The 20,934-nt window shown below is 62.8% G+C and carries 20 protein-coding genes; 12 read left to right on the top strand and 8 right to left on the bottom strand.

What is annotated here, in order from left to right:
* Positions 1-39 precede the first annotated feature (39 nt).
* Positions 40-2,382, bottom strand: a complete 2,343-nt coding sequence (locus CO655_RS09445; protein WP_097664538.1) for a PAS-domain containing protein — start codon at positions 2,380-2,382, stop codon at positions 40-42.
* 278 nt (positions 2,383-2,660) lie between these two features.
* Here CO655_RS09445 and CO655_RS09440 point away from each other — a divergent pair, with 278 nt between their 5' ends.
* Positions 2,661-3,764, top strand: coding sequence for a flavodoxin family protein (locus CO655_RS09440; protein ID WP_097607796.1), 1,104 nt, complete (start codon positions 2,661-2,663; stop codon positions 3,762-3,764).
* Between the two features lie 55 nt (positions 3,765-3,819).
* On the opposite strand, the gene CO655_RS09435 is transcribed toward CO655_RS09440, so the two are convergent.
* The 4 genes from CO655_RS09435 to CO655_RS09420 all read right to left on the bottom strand — a co-directional run bounded on the left by CO655_RS09435 (position 3,820) and on the right by CO655_RS09420 (position 5,360).
* Complete coding sequence (locus tag CO655_RS09435) at positions 3,820-4,239, bottom strand: HD domain-containing protein (RefSeq protein WP_097664448.1); 420 nt, start codon at positions 4,237-4,239, stop codon at positions 3,820-3,822.
* 5 nt (positions 4,240-4,244) lie between these two features.
* Positions 4,245-4,571: a DUF2934 domain-containing protein gene (locus tag CO655_RS09430; protein ID WP_097664447.1), complete on the bottom strand. Its 327-nt coding sequence runs from the start codon at positions 4,569-4,571 to the stop codon at positions 4,245-4,247.
* A 58-nt stretch (positions 4,572-4,629) separates the two neighbouring features.
* Positions 4,630-4,986 carry a hypothetical protein gene (locus tag CO655_RS09425; RefSeq protein WP_097607799.1) on the bottom strand — a complete coding sequence of 119 codons (357 nt, stop codon included), beginning with the start codon at positions 4,984-4,986 and terminating at the stop codon, positions 4,630-4,632.
* An 83-nt stretch (positions 4,987-5,069) separates the two neighbouring features.
* Entirely contained in the window at positions 5,070-5,360 is a 291-nt protein-coding gene (locus CO655_RS09420; RefSeq protein ID WP_010032737.1) for a hypothetical protein, read from the bottom strand.
* Between the two features lie 387 nt (positions 5,361-5,747).
* Between CO655_RS09420 and groES the strand changes: the two genes are divergently transcribed.
* The 4 genes from groES to CO655_RS09400 all read left to right on the top strand — a co-directional run bounded on the left by groES (position 5,748) and on the right by CO655_RS09400 (position 11,246).
* Positions 5,748-6,062: a co-chaperone GroES gene (groES, locus tag CO655_RS09415; RefSeq protein ID WP_010029452.1), complete on the top strand. Its 315-nt coding sequence runs from the start codon at positions 5,748-5,750 to the stop codon at positions 6,060-6,062.
* A 47-nt stretch (positions 6,063-6,109) separates the two neighbouring features.
* Entirely contained in the window at positions 6,110-7,738 is a 1,629-nt protein-coding gene (gene groL, locus CO655_RS09410) for a chaperonin GroEL (protein ID WP_097664446.1), read from the top strand.
* A gap of 57 nt (positions 7,739-7,795) precedes the next feature.
* Positions 7,796-8,062: a hypothetical protein gene (locus tag CO655_RS09405; protein ID WP_097608758.1), complete on the top strand. Its 267-nt coding sequence runs from the start codon at positions 7,796-7,798 to the stop codon at positions 8,060-8,062.
* A 115-nt stretch (positions 8,063-8,177) separates the two neighbouring features.
* The gene (locus CO655_RS09400) at positions 8,178-11,246 is read left to right on the top strand and encodes an FAD-binding and (Fe-S)-binding domain-containing protein (RefSeq protein WP_097664445.1); all 3,069 of its coding nucleotides are present in this window, start codon (positions 8,178-8,180) and stop codon (positions 11,244-11,246) included.
* A 61-nt stretch (positions 11,247-11,307) separates the two neighbouring features.
* Here CO655_RS09400 and CO655_RS09395 read toward each other — a convergent pair whose 3' ends face one another.
* Positions 11,308-12,438 (bottom strand): HPP family protein, encoded by a 1,131-nt coding sequence (locus CO655_RS09395; RefSeq protein WP_097664444.1) that lies wholly within the window; start codon positions 12,436-12,438, stop codon positions 11,308-11,310.
* 57 nt (positions 12,439-12,495) lie between these two features.
* Positions 12,496-13,401 (bottom strand): LysR family transcriptional regulator, encoded by a 906-nt coding sequence (locus CO655_RS09390; RefSeq protein ID WP_097664443.1) that lies wholly within the window; start codon positions 13,399-13,401, stop codon positions 12,496-12,498.
* A 286-nt stretch (positions 13,402-13,687) separates the two neighbouring features.
* Between CO655_RS09390 and CO655_RS09385 the strand changes: the two genes are divergently transcribed.
* Together CO655_RS09385 and CO655_RS34285 are read left to right on the top strand one after the other, a co-directional pair.
* Positions 13,688-13,999 (top strand): hypothetical protein, encoded by a 312-nt coding sequence (locus CO655_RS09385; protein WP_097608752.1) that lies wholly within the window; start codon positions 13,688-13,690, stop codon positions 13,997-13,999.
* Between the two features lie 249 nt (positions 14,000-14,248).
* Positions 14,249-14,452: a hypothetical protein gene (locus CO655_RS34285; protein WP_097608751.1), complete on the top strand. Its 204-nt coding sequence runs from the start codon at positions 14,249-14,251 to the stop codon at positions 14,450-14,452.
* Between the two features lie 116 nt (positions 14,453-14,568).
* On the opposite strand, the gene CO655_RS09375 is transcribed toward CO655_RS34285, so the two are convergent.
* Complete coding sequence (locus tag CO655_RS09375) at positions 14,569-15,471, bottom strand: GNAT family N-acetyltransferase (RefSeq protein WP_097608750.1); 903 nt, start codon at positions 15,469-15,471, stop codon at positions 14,569-14,571.
* Between the two features lie 265 nt (positions 15,472-15,736).
* On the opposite strand from CO655_RS09375, the gene argE reads away from it, so the two are divergent.
* The 5 genes from argE (at position 15,737) to CO655_RS09350 (ending at position 20,918) form a co-directional block, all read left to right on the top strand.
* Positions 15,737-16,861: an acetylornithine deacetylase gene (gene argE / locus CO655_RS09370; RefSeq protein WP_097608749.1), complete on the top strand. Its 1,125-nt coding sequence runs from the start codon at positions 15,737-15,739 to the stop codon at positions 16,859-16,861.
* Between the two features lie 23 nt (positions 16,862-16,884).
* Positions 16,885-17,808, top strand: coding sequence for a glyoxylate/hydroxypyruvate reductase A (locus tag CO655_RS09365; RefSeq protein WP_097608748.1), 924 nt, complete (start codon positions 16,885-16,887; stop codon positions 17,806-17,808).
* A gap of 35 nt (positions 17,809-17,843) precedes the next feature.
* Positions 17,844-18,197: a cupin domain-containing protein gene (locus tag CO655_RS09360; protein ID WP_097581022.1), complete on the top strand. Its 354-nt coding sequence runs from the start codon at positions 17,844-17,846 to the stop codon at positions 18,195-18,197.
* A 204-nt stretch (positions 18,198-18,401) separates the two neighbouring features.
* Entirely contained in the window at positions 18,402-19,865 is a 1,464-nt protein-coding gene (locus CO655_RS09355) for an aldehyde dehydrogenase family protein (RefSeq protein ID WP_097608747.1), read from the top strand.
* Between the two features lie 9 nt (positions 19,866-19,874).
* A complete protein-coding gene (locus CO655_RS09350) occupies positions 19,875-20,918 on the top strand; it encodes a tartrate dehydrogenase (RefSeq protein WP_097664441.1) in 1,044 nt (347 codons plus the stop codon).
* Positions 20,919-20,934: the final 16 nt, after the last annotated feature.

Raw genomic sequence — 20,934 nt, 5'->3', positions numbered from 1 at the left:
GACCGCCTGACGTTTTTTTATGACGGGCCGCCCGGCTTGCTATCGCGTAGCGACGCGCAATTCATCCGACATCTCGGCACCGATCGGTATCCTGAGGGTGAACATCGTGCCATTCCCGCGGCTGCTCGCCACCTCGATCGTGCCCCCGTGAAGCTCGATGATCTGTTTGACGAGATTGAGACCGATGCCGGTGCCGGCAATGCCTGTGGAGCTTCTGGCGCGGAAATAACGCTGGAACATCTTCGGGAGGTCGTCGGCGTCGATGCCGATGCCTTCGTCGCGGACGGTGATGCAGACGCTTTCTCCTTCCTGCCACCCTGTGACGTGAACATTGGGAGATTCCGGCGCGTATTTCACGGCATTTGAGAACAGGTTGCTGAAGACCTGATCGAGCGCGGGGCGATCACCATAAATGGTCTGAGGAATCCGGTCGAGTTCGAGCAGGAAGCGATGGGATCGCCGGATGCTTTCCTGACGCGCGCTGCAGGTTTCGATGATTTCGGCAATTGAGCACGGCTTGGGTACGATGGTGATCCGGCCATGATCCAACCGCCCGGCGGCAAGAATGCTTTCCATCAATTCGAGCATACGGGAAACCGAGCTGCGGATCTGGTCGGCCTTTTCGGCCAGGAATTCCGGCGTCGCCGCCTCTTTGCGGCGAATAAGCCGCTGCGCCGCGCCGTCGATCACCGCCAGCGGGGTGCGGAACTCATGCGACGCCATCGAGACGAACTGGCGCTGCAACTCGTTGATCTGCTTTTCCTGTTCGAGCATGCGTTCGAGTTCTTCCGTCTGCCGCGCCAGTTCGACAGTGCGGGAGCGCACCATCTCCTCAAGCGTATCGCGGTGCTGCAGCAATGCCTTTTCGGCACGCTTGGCCTCGGTGACGTCGACGACGGCCATCAGCGATGCCGCCTTGCCCTTGTAGTTCAAGCAGGTGGAATAGACGGTGACTTCAATGGTGCCGCCATCTCCCTTGCGGTGGCGGGAGGAGCAGGTCGTGGCGGCTGGATCCTCGGCGTCGAAGACGGCAGACGTGACCCGTCCGGCGTCCTGTGGCGCCTGGATGTCACGCAGCGTCATCGTCAGGAACTGCTCCAGACGATAGCCATAATGATCGATGGCGGCCTGGTTGACATGGAGGAACTTCAAGGTATCGCGGTCATACACCCACATCGGCATCGGGTTGCCTTCGAACAGCAGCCTGAACGACGCCTCCTGCATCTTGAGATCGGTGATGTCGACTCGGATGCCGACGCTGCCCCCTTCGGAGATCCGGCGTTCCTCGATCCGGATCCACCGGTTTCCCGGCAGACGCTGCTCGTGTTTGCTGGTGGGCTCGGCATGATGGGCCAGCCGCTCCTCAAGCCATTCCTCTTCGCGCCCAACCGCTTCCGGATACTGGCCTCGTTCGAGGCCTGCACGCAGGCGGTCTTTGAAGCGCATCCCTTTGACAAGCATATCGCCGCTTTCGGCGTAAAGCTGTTCGTATCGTCGGTTCCACAGCACGAAGCGGTCTTCGGCGTCGAACAGGACGAGGCCTTCCGGGACGACTTCGAAGGCTGCCAGAAGCCGGGCATGCGCCGCCCGCGCCTCCTGCTCGGCGCGTTCTGCCAGGGCGTGCGCCTCTGCAAGGGCTTTTTCCGCCAACCAGGCCTGTGTGATATCCTCATGGGTCGATACCCAGCCGCCCCCCGGCGTCCGCTGATGATAGCCGCGGATGATCCGGCCCGATTTGAGTTCCTTGATCCAATCCTGGGGCACGTCGCCCATATTGGTCGCTTCGGCCCAGGCGAGATAGTCCGACGTCGAAGTGGCGGGAACGGCACCGACCTCATGTCTCAGATTCAGGATGTCTTCCAGGGACTGCCCCGGATGGATGACGGCGGGATCGAGTCCGTAAACCTCAGCATAACGATTGTTCGAAAGAAGCAGCCGGCCGCCCTCGTCAAACAGGCACACGCCCTGTCCCATGCTGGCAAGCGCGGTGTCGAGTTGCTCGTTGCGCCGCTGCAGTCGCGCCTGCGCCACGCCGAGCTCGATATGTCGCTTGATGCGGGCGACGAGCTCGGCGGCTGACACGCGGTTGGAGACACAATCCACCGCACCGGCGGCAAACCCCGCAATCTTGCTTTGCTCGTCCTGCGGCGAGACCAGGATAATCACCGGGATATCACGCGTTACGGCGTTTTCCTTGAGACGCCGGCAGTCTTCGAGACCGCGTCCCTCCGGCGACAGGGCGTCGAGCAGGATAAGGTTGGGCAACGTCCGCTTGGCGACGCATTCGTGAAATTCATCTCGATCGAGGTGAACGCTGAGCACGATATCGTGTTGATCAAGGCAATCGCCAAGTCCGGGCAGGCCCGTCAACGCACCACCCATTGCAGAGATCATGTGCAGTTCGTCGGACAAGACTACTCCCCCGTTCGCCCAAGTGGCCGCGACTATAGGTCGTATGAGTTAATAAGCGACTTACCGCTGGTCGGCATGCCATGGTGGCCTGTTTCATGGTCAGGAAATGGTTAGCGGGTGGCGGCTACTTCTTGAAATCCTGAAGAGTTTAGCGCTCGACGCTCCGCTTGCATCGGCCCATCGGTGGCATGCCGGGAACACAGTATCTGCCGGTGCGTTCAGCAAAGCACCGGCTTCAGGAGGTCCCAATGCCAGCCAACGTTGCCACTTCAGCCTCCGATCTCGAACCGCGCAAGGGCAGTCCCAGCCCGCGGCTCGACGAACATGAATTCAAACGGCGCTTTCTCAATCAATTTCGGGATCCGGCCTACGGCAAATTGCAGGAAGAGCTTACGCGACTCGCGTCGGCAGCCTGGGAAGCCTACGCAAATTCGCGAAAAAGCCCGAAGACCCGCAAGGCCGGCCCCGGCTTCGCCGATCCCGATTATGATCTGGCTGAAGACTGGCTGGCGGCCCGCGATGCCATCCGTGACGCGCAAAAGCGGCATGACGATCCGAACGGGCCGACCCGTCTGCTTCTCGTCAACGGCTCGACGCGCAGCGAACACACCTGCCCGGGCGAGATTTCGAAGAGCTACCGCATGGTCGACATCGCCAGGGAGGTGCTGGAACAGCAGCGCCATGTGAAGATCGAGATCCTCGACTTGAGCCGGCTCGCCTCGGAATACGGCCGGCAGATCCATCCGTGCAAAGCCTGCTTCTCCACGGCGGCGGCTCTCTGTCACTGGCCCTGTTCCTGTTATCCCAACTATTCGCTCGGACAGATCCATGACTGGATGAACGAGATCTATCCGATGTGGGTCGAGGCGCACGGCATCATGATCGTCACGCCGGTGCACTGGTATCAGGCGCCGTCATCCCTGAAGCTGATGATCGACCGGCTTGTCTGTGCCGACGGCGGCAACCCGGATCCGACGAGCACCCATGGGAAACATGCCGACCAGGCAAAACAGCTGGAGATGAACGGATGGCCCTATCCCCGCCATCTGGAAGGCCGCCTGTTTTCCGTCGTCGTTCATGGTGACACGGAAGGTGCAGAAGGTGTCCGCAGGAACCTTTCGGACTGGCTGAGATCGATGGATCTTGTACCAGCAGGCCCGCTTGCCGAAATCGACCGCTATATTGGTTACTGGGAACCCTACGCGACAAGCCATGCGGCATACGAGAAAGACCAGGCGATGCAGGAGGAAATCCGCAATGCGGCGCGAACGCTATACGAAGCCGCTGCCGCCAGGCGCCAAGGCGGCCAGATCGCTGCCGGCGCCGGCTTGCGGCAGCCGCGTCAGAAATAGCGACACGAACGCCTCTTGCCGGCCGGACCTTCGCTGCGGCCACCGGAAGGGAACACTATTGTCCGTTCTCGATATCGCGTAGCAGATCCAGGGCGCTTTGATATTTTTGCTTGTCTTTGCCGGCCTGTTCGGCTTGGCGTAGATTGTCTTCGAGATCGGTCCACTTGACAGGCAAAGCGAGCGAGTTTGCTGCCGCACGCCTGACGAATTCCTCGTCCGGCTCGTCGGGCCGCCGGGTCAATGCATCCACCGCAGAGATGATCGCCGACGGGAAGCCTTCCTCTTTCAACCTGTCGAGCGTCCAGCCATTGCCTTTTTCGGCGACGTCGTGAAGGTAGGCGACGGTTCGCGCCTCGTCGCCCGGCACGAGAAGCGCGACCCGCTGACAGTGCTCGAAGAAGGGCCGTCCGGTTTTGTCCGTCTGGCCGTCATGTGCCTCCATGGCGATCTGCATGGCGTGGTCGAGATGCTGCATGACGATTACGGTCCTTCGGTCTCTCTGATCTTTTGCCGGGAAGGTTTCTCCCCCGTGGTTATCTCGATATCGGGCGGCGTCGCCCCGGCACCTTGACCAAATCCGGGGCGTGGCCGATCGAGATCGCCGCTTTCCCCGGCGCCTTGAAGCAGCGCCGCGTCGTCCCTGTCGTCTTGATCGAGCAGGTCCTGCAGCGTCTCATCCTCGTCCTCGCCGGCCAGCTCGTCGCAGGCTTGCATCCAATGACGCAGGTCCGCCCCTTCGGGGCGGCCTTCGGCCTCCCAGATTTCGTAGGCCCGCCGGCGTATCTGTTCGTGTTTGTCTGTGGCCATGATCTTCTCCAGGTCCGACCAGACCTCGCAGTTTGGTTTCGCCTCGAGCGGCCGTGTTTCAAGGCGTGTTGATGGTGGGAAGAAAATCCTCCACCTGCTTGCGCTCAGCCTTTGAAAGCGTCTCCACCCGCTCCTGCCAGAAGCGTTCGGCCGCCGGCGGATCCACCTCCCATTGGCGAACAGTGGTGATGTTGTCGTCGATCTTGGACCGGCGGCGCCCGCCGAGGCTCAGATACTCTTTCGCGAGTTTCAGGCTTGGCGTTTCGGTGCCGCTGTCGCGATCCGATGTCGAACTCGCATTGCGCCGGGCTGCGTCCGATGCATTCTGGCGATAGACCTCGGCCCGTTGCGTGTCGAAGGAACGCGCGTCGTCGGTTCCGCTTTCGGGTGGTGTGTTGGTTTTCGAAGTCGTCATGGATCACCTCTCGATGCTGTGATCCATTAACCTTCGCCAGCTGTGAGAGTTCCGCACGCCGGCGATTGATTTGAGCGGGTCAATCAGTGAACGGCCATGCTTACCATGCGATAAGGGTGCACGGCCTCGAACTGCGAGATCATCGCCGTCGCCTGGAGCAATACGCGCTCGGCATTCTCGGGATCGTCCCGGGCGAGTTCGTCGGCGTTGACGCGGATCGCTTCGGCCATGTTGTTCGACAGTACAGCAAAGTGCATATTGCCCTCGACGAGGGCCTCGCGCGCCGTATCCTCCAGCGTACGAGCGATGTCGACGAAGATTTCCTCGCGTTCCTCGATAGTGAGGTCTTTGATTATATTGGTCTTCTCCTCCATGTCACTCACTCCTAAAAGAACGTGGGCCTAAAAGAACGTGGGCCTAAAAGAACGTGTGACGGTGATCGAGCTCATCGAGCCTCGATCGCCTGAGAGCTAGGAACGCCGAAATCCGGATTCAAGCCGGAGCACAGTTTTGAACGCGTCTTCAAGACGAGGGGACGACCATCGTCATTAGTTCGAACGCAGCAGCCGGTCTTCTGTTCCCCGCAGGGCCATTAGCAGTCGCCGGCAGCGAGTGCTAATTTTTCTGCGCCGCCCCTTGAAATCGAAAAACCATCGAACCAGATCAATCCCGCAAGGCGCGCGACCTTGCACCCACCCGGACCTCGTCATCCGGTCCGGTCTGGCGAACAACGTCATCATTGTTTGTCGATGGAGGAAGACATGTCGTTCCGACCGCTTCATGACCGCATTCTCGTCCGCCGCGTCGATTCCGAGGAAAAGACCAAGGGCGGCATCATCATTCCCGACACCGCCAAGGAAAAGCCGCAGGAAGGCGAGGTCATCGCCGTCGGTCCCGGCGCCCGCAACGATGCCGGCCAGATTCAGGCGCTCGACGTCAAGGTCGGCGATCGCGTCCTGTTCGGCAAGTGGTCCGGCACGGAAATCAAGATCAACGGCGAAGACCTGCTGATCATGAAGGAAAGCGACGTGATGGGTATCATCGAAGCCCAGAGCGAAGGAAAGCAGGCCGCCTGAACCCTCAGGACGTGGTCAATGCTAGCTGCCTATGAAGGAGTGAGGACATGGCTGCTAAAGAAGTCAAATTCAACGTCGAAGCCCGCGAGAAGCTGTTGCGCGGCGTCGACATCCTGGCCAACGCCGTGAAGGTGACCCTTGGCCCGAAGGGCCGTAACGTCGTGATCGACAAGTCCTTCGGCGCGCCGCGTATCACCAAGGACGGCGTTTCGGTCGCCAAGGAAATCGAACTCGAAGACAAGTTCGAGAACATGGGCGCCCAGATGGTCCGCGAAGTCGCTTCGAAGACCAGCGACATCGCCGGCGACGGCACCACGACTGCGACGGTCCTCGCCCAGGCCATCGTCAAGGAGGGCGCCAAGGCCGTTACCTCAGGCATGAACCCGATGGACCTGAAGCGCGGCATCGATCTCGCCGTCGTCGCCATCGTCGCGGAACTGAAGGCCAACGCCCGCAATATCTCCAACAATTCCGAGATCGCCCAGGTCGGCACGATCTCCGCCAATGGCGATGCTGAAATCGGCCGCTTCCTGGCGGAGGCGATGGAAAAGGTCGGCAATGACGGTGTCATCACGGTTGAAGAAGCCAAGACCGCCGACACCGAACTCGAAGTCGTCGAAGGCATGCAGTTCGACCGCGGTTACCTCAGCCCCTATTTCGTCACCAACGCCGACAAGATGCGGGTCGAGTTCGAGGATCCCTATATCCTGATCCACGAGAAGAAGCTCTCGAACCTGCAATCGATGCTGCCGATCCTCGAAGCCGTCGTCCAGTCCGGCAAGCCGCTCCTCATCATCGCCGAAGACGTCGAAGGCGAAGCCCTTGCAACGCTCGTCGTCAACAAGCTGCGCGGCGGCCTGAAGATCGCTGCCGTCAAGGCTCCTGGCTTCGGCGACCGCCGCAAGGCCATGCTCGAAGACATCGCCGTGCTCACTGCCGGCACCGTCATCTCCGAGGACCTGGGCATCAAGCTCGAATCCGTGACACTCGACATGCTCGGCCGCGCCAAGAAAGTGTCGGTCGAGAAGGAAAACACCACGATCGTCGACGGTTCGGGCGCCAAGTCCGACATCGAAGGCCGTGTTGCCCAGATCAAGGCCCAGATCGAAGAAACCACCTCCGACTACGACCGCGAGAAGCTGCAGGAACGCCTCGCCAAGCTCGCCGGCGGGGTTGCCGTCATCCGCGTCGGCGGCTCGACCGAAGTCGAAGTCAAGGAAAAGAAGGACCGTGTCGACGACGCGCTTCACGCAACCCGCGCGGCGGTCGAGGAAGGCATCCTGCCGGGCGGCGGTGTGGCCCTGCTGCGCGCCGTCAAGGCGCTTGAAAAAGTCCAGACCGCCAATGCCGACCAGCGCGTCGGGGTCGACATCGTTCGCCGCGCACTTGAGGCGCCGGCTCGCCAGATCGCCGAGAACGCCGGCGCGGAGGGCTCGGTGGTCGTCGGCAAGCTGCGCGAAAAGACCGACTTCTCTTATGGCTGGAACGCCCAGACGGGTGAATATGGCGACCTCTATGCGCAGGGCGTCATCGATCCGGCCAAGGTCGTTCGCACCGCGCTTCAGGACGCGGCATCCATCGCCGGTCTTCTCGTGACGACGGAAGCCATGATCGCCGAGAAGCCGAAGAAGGATGCCCCTCCGGCAATGCCGGGCGGCCCCGGCATGGATTTCTAACAGATGAAACATCGGCCCGCACGCATCGCCGGGCGGGCTTTTTTCGAGGGAATGAAAATGGTTCAAACGATCGTAAACCGATCGCAGGTGCCGCTGGACTCCCGCGATCTGGCAACCTGCCAGCAGGTCTTCGACAAGCTCAGCGCCGACTACGCGATAGCAAGAGACAGCGCCGAAGCCGAACGAATGGCGAGCATCATCATCGAGCTCTACCGACAGGGCGTGCGCGACCCCAACCACCTGCAGTCGATGGTCGAGGCGGCCCGCGGCCTCTTCGAAGCGGACGGCGCTGTCAACCGGCCGGCGGCCACGCCGACCGGTTGACAGGCCGTTGACGATGCCTTCAGGAGCGGCATATGCCGCTCCTTCCGAAAATCGATTCCGATTTTCGGGCCGATGCGCTAGTGACAAGGCTCGAGTGCATTCTGAAGGTTTCGAAATGATTCCACGCCTCCAGCCGAAGGCTCCCATCCCGCTTCCCGCCCCGGGTTTTTTCCAGCGGCTCGTCGAGGCGGGATTTGACGGCGATATCGAGACCGGTGCGGCGAGCCGGACCGTATTTTCAACCGACAATTCCATCTACCAAGTCGAGCCGACCGGCGTCCTCTTTCCGAGGAGCGTCGGAGACCTGCAGGTTGTGGCGGCGGTGCTGTCGGAATCGACCTTCCGGGAGATAAGCATCGCGCCGCGCGGCGGCGGCACCGGCACGAACGGTCAATCCCTGACATCGGGCGTCGTGGTGGACTGTTCGCGGCATATGAAATCCATTCTCGACATCGACCCTGTCCGAAGGATTGCGCGTGTCCAGGCGGGCGTTGTCAAGGATGAGCTGAACCGGGCCCTGAAGCCCTACGGCCTGTTCTTCGCGCCCGAACTTTCCACTTCCAACCGCGCCACGATCGGCGGCATGATCTCCACCGATGCCTGCGGTCAGGGTTCATGCCTCTACGGCAAGACCAGCAACCACGTTCTCGGATTGCGCATCGTGCTTACGGACGGCTCCGACTTTTGGTCGCGCCCGCTCGACGCGGAGGCGTTCGAGGAGATCGCCGCGCGAGAGAGCCGCGTCGGCGAGATCCACAGGACGGTCGAACGGATCGCCCGGGAAAAACACGAGCAGATCGCCGAGATCTTTCCGAAGCTCAACCGCTACATGACCGGCTACGACCTCGCCCATATCAGGCGTGACGACGGACGCTTCGACCTCAATGCCGTTCTTTGCGGCTCGGAGGGAACGCTGGCGATGATCGCCGAAGCCGAACTCAACCTTCTGCCGATCCCGGCCCATGCGGCGCTGATCAACATCCGCTACGGCGACTTCAACACCGCCTTGGAGGATGCCCGCAACTTGGTGGCGCTGAATGTCGCTTCGGTGGAAACGGTCGACGAGAAAGTTCTCGGCCTCGCGAAAGGCGACATCGTCTGGACCGGCATTGCCCGCTTCTTTCCGGACGATCCGGGCAGCGCGACCAACGGCATCAACATCGCCGAAGTGCTGGCCGACGATGAAGAGGAACTCGAACGCAGGCTTGCGGAGGTGACCGCCGCGCTCGACACGGGCGCGAATGCCCGCCATGCCGGATATACGATCGCCCGGGGCCATGCCGATGTCCAGGCGATCTGGTCGATGCGCAAGCGCGCGGTCGGCCTGCTCGGCAACGTGGAAGGGCCGGTCAGACCCGTCGCTTTCGTCGAGGATACGGCCGTGCCGCCGGAAAACCTGGCGGCCTATATTCGCGAGTTCCGCGCACTACTCGATGGTGCCGGCCTCTCCTACGGCATGTTCGGCCATGTCGATGCCGGCGTCCTGCACGTACGGCCGGCACTGGACCTCACCCGCGCTGATCACGTCCGGCTGGTTCGGGAGGTCAGCGACGCCGTCGTGGCGCTCACCCGCAAATATGGCGGGGTGCTCTGGGGAGAGCATGGCAAGGGCGTGCGTTCGGAATATGTGCCGGAGTTTTTCGGCGACCTTTATCCCAGCCTGCAGGAGATCAAGCGGGCTTTCGATCCCGAGAATCGGCTCAATCCCGGCAAGATCGCAACCCCTTCCGCGGAAGGACTGACGAAAATCGACGATGTTCCGTTGCGCGGAGATATCGACCGCATCATCGGCAACGAGATCCGCGCCGCCTTCGACAACGCCGCCTACTGCAACGGCAACGGCGCCTGCTTCGATTTCGACGAAACGAGCCCGATGTGCCCCTCCTACAAGGCGACGCGCGACCGGCGCTTTTCGCCCAAGGGCCGCGCCGCGCTGATGCGGGAATGGCTGAGGCTGCTGGCCGAGAACGGCATCGATCCCCGCCAGGAGGCGATGCGCCTGCGACGGAGCATTCCGTTCGCCAGCCTGGCGCGGCGCGCCTTCAATTCGCTGAACCCGGCAAACCGCGATGACTTTTCCCACGAGGTGCGCGCGGCGATGGACACGTGCCTGGCCTGCAAGGCCTGCGCGGGGCAGTGTCCGGTGAAGGTCAGTGTGCCGGCCTTCCGCTCGAAATTCCTGGAACTCTATTACGGACGCTACCTCCGCCCGCTGAAGGATCCGCTGGTCGCGGCGATCGAAACCACGCTGCCGCTCGTCCGGCGCATCCGGCCAGCCTATAATATGGTCGTGGGCACGCGCGCCGGCAGAACGATGATGCGTGTCGCCGGGCTGACCTCCCTGCCGCATCTGCCGCGGATCTCGCTCGCCAGGGAAGCCGCCCGCCTCGGCGTGCCGCTTGCGACCGCTCAAACGATCGAAGCTCTGCCGCCGCAGGAACGGCAGCGCAGCGTCGTCTTCGTCGCCGACGCCTTCACCGCCTATTTCGATCCTGAGGTTGCGCTTGCCGCAATCGGGCTCGCCAGGAAAATCGGGCTCACGCCGTTCCTTGCGGCCTCCCACACCAATGGCAAAGCCCTGCATGTTCATGGCTATCTCGGACGCTTCGAGGCGGCGGCCAAGCGGACGGCCCGCTATCTCGAGCGACTGGATGAGACAGGCGTAGCGCTGGTCGGGCTCGATCCATCGATGACGCTCGCCTTTCGCAGCGAATATAAGGGGATATCGAAGGCGAATGTCCTGCTGCCTCAGGAATGGCTGACCGCCAACCTCGACCGGCTGACCGCCTCGCCTTCCGCTGCCGAAGGCAAAAGCTTTCGCTTGATGGCCCATTGCACCGAGCGCACCAATGCGCCGGCCTCCGTCGCACAATGGCAAAAAGTATTCGAAAGCCTCGGCATCGACCTACAGGCGGCGCAAACCGGCTGTTGCGGCATGGCCGGCACCTTCGGCCACGAGGCCCGCAACCGGCCGATCGCAGAGCGCCTCTATGCGCTAAGCTGGAAGCCCGAGCTCGATGCGGCCGGCGATGCCGATATCCTTATGGCGACCGGATATTCCTGCCGCTCCCAGGTGAAGGAAATCGACGACAGGCGCATCCCGCATCCGCTGCAGGTCATTGCCCGGATAGTGTCGGAAAAGGCAGAAATCCCGCACTTGCACACGACACCTCCACGGAGCTGACGACGAAGGCAGTGGCTGCGACGCAAAGACCGGCCGGCAATAGCCGAGCCGCTTCGCGAGTTCACGCCACGGCCGCGATCGCCTCACCGTCACTTGGCAGCAGCCGCGCCACGGCGCTCAGCAGATCGGTCTGCGATATCAGGCCGAGGATCCGGTGATCGTCATCGACAATGATGACGGCATGCGTGCGCCCATCGGTCAGAACGGGCAGCAGCGACAGAGCGGCATCCGAAGCTCTCGCCACCGCCGGCCTGGAGATCGCATGGGCAATCGTATCGCCGCTCGCGAACAACTCCCGCAGGCCGACGGTGCCGACGAGACGGCCCTCCGGATCCTTCACCGGCAACGTCCGGATATTATGCTTCAGGAGAAGATGCCGTGCAGCATCCGGTTCCGAAGCCTCGCCGATAGCGATCACATCGCGCGACATGATATCGGCACAGCTGATCTTGCCGTTCGAGCGGATGGCGGCTTGCAACTCGACCTGCTGCAGCAGCCGTCCGAGATCGGCCCGATCGATATCGAAGGTTTCATCGAGCGCTTCCAGGGCGGCATCGACATCCTCCTCACGAAAGCCCACCCGCACGGCAGACGGCAGGTCGACCGTCTGATGGGTATTCTCCGCCGGCTTCAGCACGACATGCGGATAATTCCGCTTGGAAAGCCTGTGGAACAGCAGCCCAAGTGCGACGAGAATGCAGGAGTTCAGGGCGACGGGCACGAAGGGAAAGAGGAACCCCCAGCCAGCAACGACGGGACCGCCGAGCACCGCGGTCAGCGCCGCAGCCCCTCCGGGCGGATGGAGGGATCGTGTGAACGACATCGCCCCGATCGCCAGTGAAACTCCGACGCCGGTCGCGATAATCGGGTCGCGAATGAAATAAGCGGCAATGATGCCCATCATGGCGGAAATGGTGTTGCCGCCGATGATCGACCATGGCTGCGCCAGCGGGCTTGCCGGCACTGCGAAAAGCAGCACTGCCGAGGCGCCCATCGGCGCGACGATCAAGGGAAGATGCGGTCCCTGGCCGAACAGATAGCCGCTGATGACGCCGGTGAGACCGATGCCCAGCAACGCGCCGAAACAGGCGATCAGCCGCTCTTTTAGCGTCGCACCGGCCAGGATGGGCGAAAATAGGCGAAAGCGGCGAAAACGGCTCGGCCCCATCTTTGGGGAAACGGGATATTGCATGCAAAGACCAACTGGAAGCGAGGATTGTCTGGCGAGCGAAGGAGGAAGACGGAGAAACTAGTTTGTCGCCAGCCTCATGTCTCTGCCTTTGGTCGCGCTGAGGACTTCATGGAAGGCGCTAAAGGCGCTGGGGCGACTACCCCTGCGGGACACCAGCAGCGTCTCGACGGGGCCGAGCTGATGGGTCGGGAGAGCCGCCGGCCAGTGCATGAGGTCGAGCACGGATTTCGGCATCACGCCTGCGGTATTGCCGGTCGCAACACTCGCCAGGATCGCGTGGTAGGAGCCGAGCTCGCTCGTCGGCAGGGCGCTCGATTGACGCGCCCAGTTTTCGGCGATCCTGCGATAGGTGCAGCCGGGCTCCAAAGCGGCGAGCGCCCCGACACGCAGGTCGGCGGCGGATTTGATGGCGGGATGCCCGGACGGCAGCACGATCAACAGATCCTCGACGAAGACCGTCTCCAACGCCAGCGCCTCGAGCTCGGCATCGAAATCGCGGTCATCTTCGCGCATCGTCTTCGGCGGCCGGGCAATCAAGGCGCAATCCAGTGCGTCGGCCAGAACATCGCGGGCGAGATCGCGGGACGCGCCCATCGTCAGCTGCAGCGACACGTCAGGCCACATCTGGTTGAAGTGCGTCAGCGCCGCCGGCAGCCTGCTCGCCGCCGTGCTCTCCATCGTTCCGACCCGCAATGTTCCCGATGGGGCGAGTGGCCGCACGGCTTGGCGCGCTTCGAGCGCAAGCGCCAGAAGCCTGTTGGCATAGGTGAGAAACGTTTCGCCCTCCCGCGTCAACGTCATCTTCTTGCCGTCACGGCTGAACAGGCAAGCGCCGAGGTCTTCCTCCAGCTGCTGGATACGTGTCGTCACGTTCGACGGCACCCGCCCGACGGCCCTGGCGGCCTTTGTAACGCTCCGGTCGCTGGCGACGGCGAGGAATATCTCGATCGAGGAAAGATCCAATGAAAATCTCTTTTTCAGAATTTGGATGATTTATCATTCTCTATATAAAAATCATTGCATCCGCTCAAGCAGGTTTCAGCGTCGCACAGTTTCGCCTCGTCATCCCGGCTTGTCGGGGCTGCACGCGCGCTATTCAGCGCATGGACAAGCCGGCGACTGCCGAAAAAAGGATCGCGCCGCCGCCGAAATAGCCATAGAAGCCCAGCATTGCCTCTGCGGCAGGGCAATTGCGGCTGGCATGGCGTTTGCATCTGAAAGCTATCTGCAGAGCGATCGTCGACGACCAATGTTGCACCTTATCTTGACCTGCCTTCTTCTGAGCGTCGCTTCAGGCTTGAGCATGCGACGTTTTCTCCTGCCGTATTTTTCTGACGGTGATCTCGCCGAGAAATCCGCTCCCGTCACGATGGTCGCCAGTGCGGTCTTTCTGGCGGCAGTCGCCTTCACCCTCTCCGATCAGGACCTTTGGGCGAAAACGGTCATCCTGATGCTCTGCCTTTCGGTGGCGGCAATGTTCGACGACGGCAGACCCAGGCTGACCATCAGCCTTTCCGCCGTCTGCTTGGCCGCTTATCTCGGGCTGCGCTCGATCAACTGAGCACCCGCTCTGCCTCATGACCCGGCAGACGGCGATGGAGCCGTTGCAAAAGTCGGTCTCATTCCATCACGCGGCTCGCAGCTCCCCGCAAACAGGTCGTGCCCATCCATATCGTGCGGAATTGCCTCATTCGGTGAAGGACAATTTTGACTAATCCTAAAAGGATCTTCGTAGAAGAATAGTTTCGTAATATTATTCTCATCCTCTGAATATTTGTCGGAGCGGACCGCTCAGAAAAGAGAGGGGGCGATGAGAGGAAACGAACAGGGAAGAAAGATCTGGTCGCAGTGGTATGCCTGGCATCCCGTCTTGCCGCTCGACGACACCATCTATTGGCTCGAGACCGTATACCGGCGAGAATCTCCGGACGGTTTCTGGCAATATCGCTCATTCCGGCCCGAATGCGAGCGCGCTCAGGCTCAGGCATCGCTGCCCCTCTGTCCCGGCGCTTAATGCATGTCGCCCGGAAGTGTGCAGCGGTTCCGGGACAACGACATGCATAAAAACAAAGCGCTAAAGCGCGTTGCGTGAATCATATTTGATGCGACGCGCTTTAGAACTCGTCCAGGTCAGCCGAGCGTGTGACTGACGAGCGCATAGGTCTTCGGCTCGTGCATCCCTCGACGTCCCGGAACCGGGAGCCAAGGGTCGCCCCGCGACATGGTCGTCACGATATCATAAATGGGAAGACCGCAGCGGGAGAGGAAATCGGCAAATATCCCGCCTTTCTCGCGTGTGTCGAGGCGCAAGAATGCTCCAGCATGCTCGACCGCATGCGGATGGACGACGGCAATCGCATCGGCGTCATTGCTTGCCACGACCGGACCGATGACATGGCCGCGCCCGAACCTTCGGCAAAGCGAGAAGGCCTCGATCCGGCCGGCGCGGATCAGGACGACACCCTTGGAATTTGCAAGGAGCCGAGCCAGGAGCAGCGTGCGATCGGCGCCGAAGGCCAAAGCATCCAATGCCGCAATCGCCTCCAGGTCATCGGCTTCCACTGCCCGTATCGCGGCACCTGGCGGCAGTTCCACATCCGGCGGCGAGATCGCTTCGCCATGGCATTGGAAGACAGACGCCTCGCGAACAAAATTCAGGGACATGTAAAGGCGCCGCGCCGCCCGCGTCGCGTTCAGCCCGAGATTGCGCCCGGCAACCTGATCGAGTGCGTGGCCCATCAGCCACTGCCCGGCGCCGTTGGCCTGCAGGCGCGGCGAGGTGATGACCATGCCGATTGTCGCGAATTGGCGGCCATAGGGAAACCACATCGCAGAGCCGAGGATGCGGCCGATTTCATCGATCGCCGCAATGCCCTGGCCGAAGTCGCGCAAGAACTGCCAGTCTTCGCGACGATGCGGCCAGGCGACCGACATTGAGAGCGCATGCAGCTTATCGATATCGACGCTGTCGATGTCGGCAATGCGCGTCTCGAAACTGTCGACAAACCTGGATTCGGATGTCAGTGCGCTCACTCCCGCCCTCCTGCCGCATTTTCTGGCAAAGTCCCCAGGGAAAGCTGCCCCACGGAAAACTCCCTCATCGAGATTAGGACGGATTGCGCGATACAATTCACTGGCGACGCCCGCGCAAACACAACAATCGACCAAATCCGATGCGCTTTCGGCAAATAAAGCCTGGGCCGGTCTCTACAGTCATTGGCCAGACCCCGACCGGCCGACGGCGCCGTTGACCGCAAGAGCCCGGTTGCACCCGACATCCCGTGCCGTGAGGACGCCCATGCAGGCAATTGAAATTCTCGAAAGGCTGGTCGGCTTTCCCTCCGTCGTCGGTACGCCGAACGGCGAAATCGTCGCTTGGATCCGGCACTATCTGCAACGCCACGGCATCGTCGCCACCGAGCTTCCCGGCCCCGAGGGTGACCGCTCGAACCTCTTCGCGACGATCGGGCCGGTCGAGGTGCCGGGCTATATCCTCTCCGGCCATATGGACGTGGTTCCCGCCGCCGAGGCCGGCTGGAGCAGCGACCCGTTCCGCCTGCGCGCCGACGCGGACCGCCTCTACGGCCGCGGCGCTACCGACATGAAGGGTTTCCTGGCCGCCGTTCTTGCCGCCGTCCCGATGCTCGCGAAGACGCAGCTCCGCCGGCCGATCCACCTCGCCTTTTCCTACGATGAGGAGGCCGGCTGCCGCGGCGTCCCGCACATGATCGCACGCCTGCCGGACCTCTGCGCGCCCCCGCTTGGCGCGATCATCGGCGAGCCGAGCAGCATGCGGGCAATCCGCGCCCACAAGGGCAAGGCCGCCGCCCGGCTGACGGTCAGGGGCCGGTCCGGCCACTCCTCCCGCCCGGATCAGGGACTGAACGCAATCCATGCCATGAGCAGCGTCCTCGCTTGCGCCAATGCCGAAGCCGCCCGGCTGACACACGGCCCATTCGAAGGTGTGTTCGAGCCGCCCTACTCGTCCCTCCAGGTCGGCACATTGAAGGGCGGCCAGGCGGTCAACATCATTCCCGACACCTGCGAGGCCGAGTTCGAGGCAAGAGCCATTGCCGGCATCGATCCGGCCGTGCTGCTGGCGCCGCTGCGCGCCGCGGCCGAGGCGCTACCGCTACGGGGCTTCGAGGTGGAATGGCGCGAACTCAGCGCCTATCCGGCCCTGTCGCTTGCTGCCGATGCGCCGCTTGCGCGCCTGCTTGGCGAACTGACCGGCATCGAGCCGCTCGCCGCCGTCAGCTACGGCACCGAAGCCGGCCTTTTCCAGCGCGCCGGCATCGATGCGATCATCTGCGGGCCGGGCGATATCGGCCGGGCCCACAGGCCGGACGAATTCATTCTGGTTGAAGAACTCCTGGCCTGCCAGGCAATGGTCGAAGCCCTCGCCCGCCGCTGCACCGCCTGACCTGAGATCACGGAGCCGATGCAATGACCTTTCTCTTCAATTCCGACGCCAAGCGCGGCGCCATGTTCGCCGAAGCCTTCGCGCGCGAACTGCCTGACATCGCCTTTTCCATGGACCCGGCATCGGTCGAAGCGGAGGCTGTGCGCTACCTGATCACCTGGACCGTGCCCGACGATCTCGCGCGCTACAGCAATCTCGAAATCCTGTTCTCGATCGGCGCCGGCATCGACCAGTTCCGCATCGATGCCGTGCCTGAGCGGGTCAAGGTGGTGCGCATGGTCGAGGACGGCATCGTCAGGATGATGCAGGAATATGCGACGCTCGCCGTCCTTGCGCTCCATCGCGACATGCCGGCCTATCTCGACCAGCAGCGGCGCGGGATCTGGCAGCCGATCCAACCGGTACAGGCCGCAGAACGCCGCATCGGCGTGCTCGGTCTCGGCATGCTTGGAAGCGCGGTGCTCGAACGTCTGCAGCCCTTCGGCTTCCCGCTTTCCGGCTGGAGCCGCAGTCCGCGCACGATCGGCGGCGTCCGGTGCCTCAGCGGCGGCGAAGGTCTCGACACCCTGCTTGCAACCACCGACATTCTCGTCTGCCTGCTGCCGCTGACGGAGGAGACCCGCGGCTTCCTGAATGCCGAGCTCTTCGCAAGGTTGCCGGTCGGCGCCGCGCTCGCCCATATCGGCCGCGGCGCGCAGCTCGATCATCAGGCGATCGTCGACGCGCTCGATGCCGGGCATCTCTCCGGCGCCGTCATCGATGTCACCGATCCGGAGCCGCTGCCTGCGGGTCACGCCTTCTGGAGCCATCCGCAAATCCTGCTGACGCCGCATATTGCCAGCGTCACGCAGCCCGAAACTGCCGCAGCGGCGGTGATCGACAATATCAAGCGGCATCGGGCAGGCCTTGACCCGATCGGGCTGGTCGACCGCAGCCGCGGCTATTGAATCATCCCCCAAACGTAAACCCCGAAAGGAAAGCCATGACCCTGCTCAAGACGATCGACACCAACCCATCCCAGGCGCCGCGCGAGTCCGGCCCCCTTCCCGAGCGCCTGATCTCGGGCAATCCCACCTTTAAGACCTGGGCGCAGGATGTCGCCCGCGCAGAGAGTGTTCATACCGGCGTGTGGGAGGCAACGCCCGGCGAGACGCGTTCGATCAAAGGCGAGACGTTCGAGTTCTGCCACATCCTTTCCGGCCTGGTCGAGCTGACGCCGGACGGCGGAGAGCCGGTGGTCTACAAGGCCGGCGACAGTTTTGTCATGAAGCCGGGTTTCGTCGGCGTCTGGAAGACGATCGAGACGGTGCGCAAGATCTACGTGACGGTGTCATGACGCCGATGCCGCGCGCCACGCTCGCCTGCGGAGCAGGCGTTTCCCGACCGCAGACAGCGCGGCATGGGCGCCGGCCACCCGCCGTAGATTTGACTGGCCGCGGCGGGCAAAACGCAATTTTCGGCCGCCGCAGCGCGATCGGTCGATGCATGCTGCTCGCCTTCCCCAGCTAGGCTTGCCCTCAGTTCATGCCGAGGACACGCAATGACACTCAACTTCGATCCGAACACGATCTCCTTGCCTGTCGGACATTTCATCGGCGGCCGGCTGGTTCCGGCCGAAGCCGTCATCGACATGCACCGGCCGTCCGACGGCAAGGCCTATGCGGGCTGTCCGCTTGCTGACGAGGCTCTTGTCGGCCACGCCGTCGAGACGGCCGGAAAGGCGTTGAAGACCAGTAATTGGGGAGGCGTGCGGCCGCGCGAGCGCACCAAGGCGCTGCAGCGCTGGGCCGACCTGATCGAAGCCGAGGCGGAAACCCTCGCCAGGCTCGAAGCGCTCTCCTCGACCCGCCCGGTCGGCCAGCTCGTCGCCGGCGATATCGCCGTCACCGCCGAGCAGATCCGCTTCTTCGCCGAATTCGCAGACAAGGAAGGCGGCGATCTCGTCCCGACCGACGATGCGAATTTCGGCATGATCGTGACCGAGCCCTATGGCGTCGTCGGCGCCATTACGCCGTGGAATTTTCCATTGTCGATGGCGGGGTGGAAGCTTGCTCCGGCACTGGCGGCGGGCAATGCGGTGGTATTGAAGCCATCGGAGATGACGCCGTTTTCGACGCTCTACCTTGCCGAACTTTCGGTGCGGGCCGGCCTGCCCGCCGGCCTCGTCAACGTCGTCCTCGGCGACGGTCCGACCACCGGAACCGCCATCACCGGCCATCCGGGAATTTCCAAGGTCAGCTTCACCGGCTCGACCGCGGCCGGCGCGGCGATCATGGCCAATATCGCCCGGACCGGCGTGAAGCCGATGACACTGGAACTCGGCGGCAAGAGCCCGCAGCTGGTCTTCGCCGACGCCGATCTCGAACTCGCCGCAGGCGCCATCGCCGGCAGCATTTTGTCAAATGCCGGCCAGGCCTGCGTTTGCGGATCCCGCCTCATCGTCGAGGTGAAGGTGGCGGATGCGCTTGTGACGGCACTGCTTGCCAGGCTGGCGGCAATCCGCCCCGGTCCCACCTGGGAAGAAACGACCGACTATTCGCCCGTCATCTCCGAACGCCAGATTGCCCGTATGGATGGCATCATCCGCGCCGCGATCGACGGCGGGGCCGAGTGCCTCACAGGCGGCCACCGCCTTGACCGCGACGGCTATTTCTACGCACCGACGCTGATGTCAGGCGTGACCGCAACATCACCTGCGGTTCTCGAGGAAATCTTCGGACCGGTGCTGACGATCCAGACCTTCGAGGATGAGGAGGAGGCACTACGGCTGGCCGATCATCCGGCCTATGGGCTCGCCGCCGGCCTCTTCACCCGCGATCTCGCGCGCGCCATCCGCCTCACCCGCCGCCTGCAGGCCGGCACCATCTGGGTCAACCGCTACGGCCGCTCGCGCGACCATATCCTGCCGACCGGCGGTTACAAGCAGTCGGGCATCGGCAAGGATCTCGGCCGCGAAGCCTATCACGCCAACCGCAAGAGCAAGAGCGTGCTCATCAGCCTTTAAGGAGCTGCGATGAAGACCTACAAGATCGCCCTTCTGCCTGGAGACGGCATCGGCCGCGACGTGACGGAAGCAGCCTGGACCGTGCTCGAAAAGACGGCCGGATCGAGCGGATTTTCTCTTGAGGCAACCCGCCTCCCCTGGTCCTGCGACTACTATCTCGAAAATGGCAGCATGATGCCGGCCGACGGCATTGAGACGCTGCGGTCGTTCGATGCCATCCTGCTCGGCGCCGTCGGGTGGCCGCGAAAAGTGCCGGATTCCGTATCGCTGCATGGGCTGCTGCTGCCCATCCGCAAGGCCTTCGTGCAATATGCCAATATCCGCCCGCACCGACTGTTGCCGGGCGTGCAGGGGCCGCTGCGGTCCGACGGTTTCGACATTCTCTGCATCCGTGAAAACACCGAGGGCGAATATTCAGGCGCCGGCGGCCGCGTCCATCAGGGCACGGACAACGAAGTGGCGATCGAAACCGCGATCTTCACCCGCACAGGCGTCGAACGCATTCTGCGTTTCGGCTTCGAGCAGGCGCGGCGGCGGCGGGGCAAGCTTGCCTCGGTGACGAAGTCCAATGCGCAGAAATATTCGATGGTCTTCTGGGACGAAATCACCCACGGGCTCGCTGCGGAATATCCCGATGTCGAGGTGACCAGCTACCATATCGACGCCATGGCCGCCCGCATGGTCATGGCGCCCGAAAGCCTTGATGTCGTGGTCGCCTCCAACCTGTTCGGCGACATCCTGACCGACCTTGGCGCCGCGATCCAGGGCGGACTCGGCTTTGCGGCATCCGCCAACATCAATCCCGATCGATCGGCGCCCTCCATGTTCGAACCCGTCCACGGTTCGGCGCCCGACATCGCTCATCTCGGGATCGCCAATCCGATCGCCGCCATCTGGTCGGGAGCGATGATGCTGGAACATCTCGGAGAGACGACCGCCGCCGAAAAGGTGATGGCCGCAATCGAGGCGACGACGGCGCGCGGCACCGGCGCAATTCCCGGCAAGGACAAAACCGACGCGATCACGGCATCGGTGCTTTCCGCACTCGGTTAGCGCGTCGCGCAAACTG

The organism is Rhizobium sp. M1, assembly GCF_002531805.1.
GTDB classification, from domain to species: domain Bacteria; phylum Pseudomonadota; class Alphaproteobacteria; order Rhizobiales; family Rhizobiaceae; genus Rhizobium; species Rhizobium etli_C.
The sequence above is the reverse complement of the archived record's forward strand: the minus strand, read 5'-3'. Positions and strand labels throughout refer to the sequence as shown.